General features: G+C 46.3%; 7 protein-coding genes. All 7 read right to left on the bottom strand.

Going from position 1 to position 7,797, the window contains the following annotated elements; genetic code table 11:
• Positions 1-148: 148 nt before the first annotated feature.
• The 7 genes from APU11_RS01360 to APU11_RS01330 all read right to left on the bottom strand — a co-directional run bounded on the left by APU11_RS01360 (position 149) and on the right by APU11_RS01330 (position 7,605).
• Entirely contained in the window at positions 149-622 is a 474-nt protein-coding gene (locus tag APU11_RS01360) for a hypothetical protein (protein ID WP_013097892.1), read from the bottom strand.
• The gene (locus APU11_RS01355) at positions 597-1,334 is read right to left on the bottom strand and encodes a winged helix-turn-helix domain-containing protein (protein ID WP_058651724.1); all 738 of its coding nucleotides are present in this window, start codon (positions 1,332-1,334) and stop codon (positions 597-599) included. Before APU11_RS01355 ends, APU11_RS01360 begins: the two co-directional genes overlap by 26 nt.
• A 99-nt stretch (positions 1,335-1,433) precedes the next feature.
• The gene (locus tag APU11_RS01350) at positions 1,434-2,108 is read right to left on the bottom strand and encodes a fimbrial protein (RefSeq protein WP_072200339.1); all 675 of its coding nucleotides are present in this window, start codon (positions 2,106-2,108) and stop codon (positions 1,434-1,436) included.
• A gap of 17 nt (positions 2,109-2,125) precedes the next feature.
• A complete protein-coding gene (locus APU11_RS01345; protein ID WP_058651726.1) occupies positions 2,126-3,742 on the bottom strand; it encodes a hypothetical protein in 1,617 nt (538 codons plus the stop codon).
• A 4-nt stretch (positions 3,743-3,746) separates the two neighbouring features.
• On the bottom strand, positions 3,747-6,239 hold the full coding sequence (locus APU11_RS01340; protein ID WP_013097896.1) for a CS1-pili formation C-terminal domain-containing protein: 2,493 nt from the start codon (positions 6,237-6,239) through the stop codon (positions 3,747-3,749).
• 54 nt (positions 6,240-6,293) lie between these two features.
• A complete protein-coding gene (locus APU11_RS01335) occupies positions 6,294-6,968 on the bottom strand; it encodes a hypothetical protein (RefSeq protein WP_038420149.1) in 675 nt (224 codons plus the stop codon).
• A gap of 52 nt (positions 6,969-7,020) precedes the next feature.
• A complete protein-coding gene (locus APU11_RS01330) occupies positions 7,021-7,605 on the bottom strand; it encodes a common pilus major fimbrillin subunit EcpA (protein WP_058651727.1) in 585 nt (194 codons plus the stop codon).
• Positions 7,606-7,797 lie beyond the last annotated feature (192 nt).

The following is a 7,797-nucleotide window of genomic DNA, read 5'->3' as shown; positions in this document are numbered from 1 at the left end:
TCCTTATCCTAATACAGTACAAATTAATGCACTTACATTCAGAACCAGACAAAATAAAATAAGAATAAAAAGAAAAATTACAGAATTAATGTCTGTGAAACTCACAAGATGAAGAGAATCACGCCAAAGAGAAGTCCTCATTGTCACGTTACTTTGCTCGACAGACCATCAGCGTGCGCCGTAGATCCCTGACCCCATAAACGTTATCGGTGATATGTATGATCTTGTAATAAAAGAGTTGTTGCTTAGACATGAGCAGGTTGGTTATTTCATCAGGCAAGTCATCGTTATCATTTTTTACCACCGCAATGCGTTGCGTACGCAAATAACCATCACTGTCTTCTCTAAGGAAGCTCAAGGTAGTGGAGCGATTAATAGCATAATGTTTACCGTTAACATCCAGCACCCCAACTTGTGAGAAAGCACCTTCCTCTGCAGAGGAAATCCTCAAAACTAACAAAACCTCACCTTCAATGCTCACCCCCTCTTTTTGAGTATGGAGAAAAACATGGCTTTTAGCCGTACACACAAAAGCCGATGGAATACGAGGGCAATTAAGCAAAAAAAGAAATATCACCATGACCGCAGCGAACATACTAATAAAGATAATTTTCGCATTCATGCACCGTTCCTTTTTGCTCCATTTTACACACGCTTAAGAAATATTCTTTCAGTTTATTACCTGCCGATAAGTTATTGTCATCATAAAATATGATGACTTTATCTCTTCCTTCACAAATGGAACTGTGTTTTTGCCAATTTGGTGAATTCAAAAATCGGGATAACTTCACTGATGAATTATCATCTGTGGTGTAAAAATCACACGAGCCGGATTTCAATATATGTACAACCCCATCGTTATTGCGAAACATTAATATGAGAAAAAAAACCATAACTGCACAGACAGTAAAAGTGAAAACACACCATAGGATAAGCTGCGGCCACCGTCTATACTGCAAAGCCTTATCAACAATATCTAACTGGGTGGTCGTTATTCTTTTACTCTTGATATCATCATTCACGCTGCTGACCCGGGCCTGAAAAAGGAACCCTTCGCGCGGGATCGTGACGATTATATTGTTCAAGCCTAACGATGAAAAAGCTTTGCGCAATATGCTCACGCTTTTATTTAGGCTATGCCCTGAGGGTATCATGCCATGTTTTCCCCAGACCTCTTCGATGATCAGTTCCCGGTTTACTTGCTTATAGTTATTATCAATAAAAAGTTCCAGTAACCTTGAGGTTGGTGCAGAGAGGATAATCCTTTCACCTTGCACACTTAATACCCTCTGCTCTGAATCGTATAAAACCTGACCGTTAATTATTTTTTTCATCCAGATAAACTCTTATTTTTATCTTTGACGAGATTCACATACGATACAGAATATATTCACACCAGATAGTTAGCAATACAAGAATAGTTTATTCCAATTTTATGAGGCATGTGTAAAACATCTACTACCAACAGGGATATACTTTTGCAAAGCCACTATAAATTTTTTATTTTGTGCTTTCAGTTCGGGGCTTCGGTACGTTTCTCCCGGTAGAATATAGCGAATGGTCGCTTCATCATCGGTCGAATTGCACCCCTTTTGAACAATGATTTTAAAAAAGGTATTTCCTGTATTTTCAAGAACCCCTTTCTGCTCATCCAGCATATAATGCAAATTCATTTTTCGTGGCCGAACAACCAGAATGGTTTCCAGTGCGATAGCTGGTATCGCTTCGCTCTTTTTACCCCTGTTGCGCTCCGGGAAAAGGGTGATGGGCATTTCAGTAAACTGCACACGGTAGTAGCGCTCCTTGTCATCCTGCGGACCACGATAGAAAATCTTGAAAAACTCTCCTGCATCCGGTGCAAGCGAGAAATTAAGCGGTGCAAACAGTAATTCGCCCTCTTCGATAGCCTGGCGACGCTCCCCGCCAGGCCCGGGCTTATCAATTTTCACCGCCGAAATGCTGTAAATATTCTGCTTGTGGCTGTCATTAAAAACACGTTTGCTGATAAAGGATTTATCCGCCGCCATGTCAAAAATGGTTGAATCAAGATACAAGGCGCGTGCGGGCAGGCTAAATAACGCCAGGAGAGCCAAACCAGTAACGATCATAGCCACACGCCATCCGGTCATTTTGTCACCCCTACCCAGTTCGCCATGACTTTTATCTCCCCACTGGCGCTGACAACGCCTTCCCAGTCAGAACCTGATACCGTTAAAGCAGAGCGAGAATCGTCCATCGGAAAGAGCAGTGATAAACGGGTATTGAAGTAACTCCCGTCATCAGTGTTGTTGGCGTCCCAGGGCGTTTGTTGCCACAGAGCATCATTCAGGCTTATGGCCGCTTCACCACAGCTATTTCTTGCCTGAGTCACACTACCTGACTGGTTGTTATACTCAAGATAGGCCGGTATCGGCACACTTACTCCACCTTGTGCGGACGTAAACAGGCAGTACGGCGTGTCATTTAACGTTGTGCTATCGCCAATAACTTGCGCGGTAATGCTGTCAGCCTGGCGAGGGCCTGAAACAGTAACGGTATAATCCATTCTTATTGGCGTATCCTCGCCAATAGTGCCGCTACCGCTAGCAGACGTTGTATTATTAGATGAAATAATACTTATCCCATACTCCTTAGGTACGATATTAAGCTGTAACGAAGGCGTGAACTGGTAATAACCTGACTCAGGTGTTAGAGCATTAGTAAACGCAAAGGTAAACGGCTGGCTATTCGTAATACTGACGCCCGCATTGACCAGATTTTTGAGAAATGTCTGCGACAAAAAGAGGTACACATATTCACCGCTGGTGGTGAACACGTTGTAATACGCCGTCGATGCACTGAAGTTATACCATGTGGAGCCATTACCGGAATACCGCACGGTGGCCGCTGCAGGGGTAAATCCAAGCGCTGTTGAATCCACATACGCCCTGAACGTCAATGATGCCGTCAGGTTAGCTGTCTGCTGAAGATTATAGCTGACCATTTTGCAGATAACACCGCTCACGTTACTGACGACGCCCAACTCACAGGCACCTGAATCATTGGTAATACTCGGCGTGCCGTCGCTGGCAATCCACAGCTCCTGGAAGGCGCTGGTCGATTCCAGTGCCAGATGGCCGCGTTTGGTTAACGTGTAGTTTACGTAGTTCCAGCGTCCTGAGGACTGATCTTTGCAGCGCTCGCCTGCCGCGTAATCATAATTGACCGAGGTATAACAGCGATTGAAAACATATGTTTCGCTACTTCCGGTGGCCATATTGCGGAAATATTCGTAGGCAGAGTCACTCAGGGAGGCAAACCCATATGCCCCGCCGACCACACCGGCGACAGACCCGACCTGAGCATGGTAGAAACCGTTGCTGTCCGTTCCCTGACCCGTAATATACCCTGTCGTTGGGCACTGCGTTCCACTGTAGCAACGAATACCGCTAAACGGTCCATCGATTGGGGAATTATCAATCCACATATCCTGATAGTTATTCGCCGGTGCCGTCCAACCTACGTAGCCTAAATAGCCTAGACTTACCTGGGAAGTTCCATATTTCACCCAGGTATTCGACCCGCTGAAACGTGGATCAAGCGAGGAAGGAGTAATAAAGTACTCACCATCAATGGCATTTTCGATAAACATAAAATTATTACTGACAGATCCGGAGGATGTCGCCGTCAACGCTTTCGCTGTAAAGGGTGTTAAGGCACCGACAATGAGTAAAGGAATAATAATATTTGCACTTTTTTTCATAGAATTACCTCTGCGCCATTGTCGATTGCAGTGCACATTTAACATCACCCACCCACGCAGCCCCCCTGGCTTTATCCAGATCCAAATCGGCTTCACAGATACTTCCATTAGCTGATACCAGGGTAATGATGGGATACTTTTTATCGATATCGATCGCAAACTCACCTTTCCCGTCAGTCCGAGTTTTGCCTATGTGATTATGGATATCTGTGTTCGCCGCCAGTTGCCCATCGGGATAGCGGACGCGACCAAATACGGTCACCATACTTTTCACTTCCGGTGCAACAACGCTCACATTCCCTGGATACAAGTTCATCGCGTGTTTGCGTCCGGAAACAATATCGAAGCTGTCTTCGGAGTTCCGGTCGTTCATAATTTCCAGTTTGTATTGCGCATACGGAGGGAGCGCAATAAAGGTCGATTTACCGCTCAACAGGTAATTGCGGTTATTGACTTTTGCTGCCAGTTTTCCATCGCCTGCCAGACCCGTTTTAACAATGATCCCCGAGCGTTGTCGCTCATTACTCAGACCAACATCACCGCCAGCCCAGGCTATTGCCCCGAGAGAAGAGAAGTTCATGTTAGTCGAGTTATCTGCTGAACGAGTGACAGAGACCGTCCCGGCGTTATATTGGGTGCTGTAACTGACATTGCCATTGACGGAATAATCGTTGCCGTAATTCTGCTCTCCGCTCAGGCGCGTCGAGGCAGAAACGCCTGCTGAGGTGATTGGGCCATCTTTAAACTGTTTACGAGCGCTGATATTGCCCTGCGTCGCACCGTAACGATCGCGCGATGCGCCCACACTTAACCAGGAGGCCAGTGGTAACGAGAAGTCCAGGCTGACATAACGCTCCTGACGACCGTCATCATTCGTGTTGTTATAGAAGTAGCGCTGTACACCCGCCCGCAGACCGACAGTGGCATACCGTCCGGCATAAAGTGTTGTGCTGTAATCTATATTGCGATACTTATTGCCTGAATAGCGGTTTTCCGTCTGGCTTAGCGTTAGCGATCCTCCGTGTGGAATAACGCTTCCCAGGTTGATCGTGCCGCCAATGGAGTAGTTATCACGTTCTTGCACCGGCAAACGGTCACCAATTTTGCTGTCTTCCCGAGAGGCCCACACTGAGCCAAATCCACCGGGTGCGCTGACATTCACATTGCTGACATTTCGCCAGGTTCCATCATTTGCCAGCATCGTTTGCGCACCCACACTCACGTATTCGTTCACATTTAACGTGATATCAGTTTCGTTAACCGCATTGGAATCAAAACCGTAAAGCGTTGACTTCATATTCAGGCCGGAAAGCACCGCCAGCGTCAGAGAAGCCGCGCCCCCTCCAATCCAGCTCTGTTCACTGCCTAAGTCACGGTAATGATTGCGCTTATAACTGACGCGATCGTAATCAAGCGAACCGCCAAAGACCTGCCATGAGATCTCATGCAGCCCCGCCGCCTGCTGGCGTGAGAAGATTTTATTTACGCGACTCATGCGGGTATTGACCGTGCGCCCATTGACGACAATATCCACCGTAACGTCGTACACCCCGTAAGGGAAACGGCTGGTGTCAATTTCGTAGCTGCCCATGTTAAAGTTCTGAACGCTCAGCAGGCGTCCGTCACGAAATACATGCACCTCCCCAGCTGCCGGTAAAAAGACCGTAATCGGGGTCAGCGAAAGGGAGGTATTTTCGACAACGGTGCTGCCTTTATTTCCGTAGCTTGCACCGTAGATTTTTCCGCCGTTTAAGGCGTTAAGACTGGCAATAGACTGGACATTCCACGTATCAAGCATTCCTAATGCCAGGCGATAACCTTCGTAATCGCGCTCGTACATCGCCCGATAAACGTTGCTGGAACCATTACTTTCACCAATACCATATACCGAACCATTAATATTAAAATGGTGCTCACGAAGTGACGTTGTATTATCCAGCGTTAAATAGCTGCGGGAACTGTTGCCGTTTTGATAATCATTGTAATAGGTACCAAAACTGTAATTGAGCACGTTAGTTAACCGGTCAACGCTTGACGGACCTAACAAGGAGCTGCGCGCCACAACAGCCTCGGTCAACGCGTCCCTGCTGACGATCATCTCCAGGTGGAACGATGAAATGTTCAGTTGAAGACGTGCTTCAGGCGTAAGGGCAATAGCGGTGTTGTCCTTAAATTTCACATTGCCTATTTTTTCTACCATCTCGCGCGTTTTATCCGCCAGCACAGCATTGTTTGGCAAGTCAGAAACCATTATCGATTTGACTGTAATATTCCCGTCAACCAATGAGATCACCGCATCAGCAATTTTTTGCTGGCTTTTTTCGTCCGTCTCTTGATACCGAATAAACACCGGAACTGTCATCCCTTGCTCCAGAGAGCGCGCAAAAGTACCAGGAATGACATAATGACCAATTTTAACGGGGGCGGAATGAACGGCCCCTGGTGTTAACGCTAAAGAGAGAAATACACTCCCTCCAATAAAATATTTAAATGACATATGCATCCTTACACTTCAGCATTTTATTATTGGCACCGGTAATGGCGTCGTGCATTACTTCACTGTAATAAATTGCTTGCCATGCCAAATGCCAATACGAGTGCGGCTGTTTGATACATCGCTTTTTTGAAGCCTTATTTTGGTTCCAGGCATAACGTAATAGCGTTCCCGACATCCCCGCCCCTGGTCCTGAGTGGGATCCTTACACACGCCATAGGCAATCACGCGGAAAGAGACATTGCCTGTGTTGATGATTAAATCGTCCTGACGACTGTAGTTGAAGCGCTCATTACGCGGAGCTACAACTAAAATAGTCCCAATTTCCGCTGAAGCCGTTGCCGTCGCGGCTTTGCCCGCTTTCGTTGCTGCGCTTTCGCTCACAGGTTCATCAATCCATTGCAGGCGATAATAGCGTTCTTTATCATCCTCTGGCCCTTTATAGAAAAAGCGGAAAACATCTTTCGCGTCGCCTGGAAGAATAAGGCTGGCGGGTGTAGACAGTAATTCGCCTGGATTAATGCTTATTTCGGTGCCATCAGGCAACGGTGATGAGAGTCGTTTCACCGTAACGCTGACATAGCGTGCGGAATTCGTCGTGTTGATAATTTCTTTCGATAATGAACTCTGCTCGGAAGTCATTATCGACGTGATATCACCCACATTAATTGCCCAACTGGAAAAAGACGTAGCGATCCCCGCCAATATGGCAAAGGGTAAATATTTATTCATCAGTACATTCCTAAGAAATTCGGGAGAAAAATCTCCCGAATTTTTTCATTCATTACGCAGGCGTGGTCCAGGTCGCGTTGAACTGTACTTTCACATCGCCTGTCCAGTAGCCATCAGGCAAAGCAGAATAGTCAGTGACAGCTGTTGAACCATCAGACGTCGCAGAGGCGATAGAGAACTTAAAGCTGGACTGATCGCTCACGCGTTCAGCACCGTTATAAGCACCGTCAGCCATCAGACTTTCCAGACCAGAAGTTGATGAGGCATTAACCAGAACGGTTTCAGCGGAACTGGAAAGTGCATTACCGTTCCAGGCAACACCGACATCCAGAGTAGATGCATCGCCGCTTGCATTGGTTAGGGTATTGCTAATGACCTGTGCAGTCAGTTCAAAGTCGGTTGCACTTTCCTGTCCCTGGATCGTAATGTCAAAAGCACCATCCTGAGTATTAAAAGCATTCAGACCTTCCGCATACTGGAATGTCAGGGAGTTCAGCGGAGTAACAACCAGCATGCTAGTTGTATCTTTTGTTGCTGTAGCATCCCATGACGCAGTGGCAGATGCAGTAACATCAGCCATTGCATTTGCTGCTGTGAAAACAGAAACCAGAGAGGCCACCAGTAATAATTTTTTCATTTTCTTCTCCTAAGAACAAACGCGCAACCTGGCACTTTTCATAATAAGTAACCGGGAAGCTCCATTTAATTGCGAGCGAGAATTGCCGCGCCGAAAAATTATGTTCCGAGATATTGTTAACAGCAACAGCATGAAATTATCAAATCCTCAACATCATTAGGAATTTTCTTGTCTGGAAGATAAGTCAATGCC

Source organism: Enterobacter sp. 50793107, assembly GCF_001463365.1.
In the GTDB taxonomy this organism is placed as follows: domain Bacteria; phylum Pseudomonadota; class Gammaproteobacteria; order Enterobacterales; family Enterobacteriaceae; genus Enterobacter; species Enterobacter cloacae.
The sequence above is the reverse complement of the archived record's forward strand: the minus strand, read 5'-3'. Positions and strand labels throughout refer to the sequence as shown.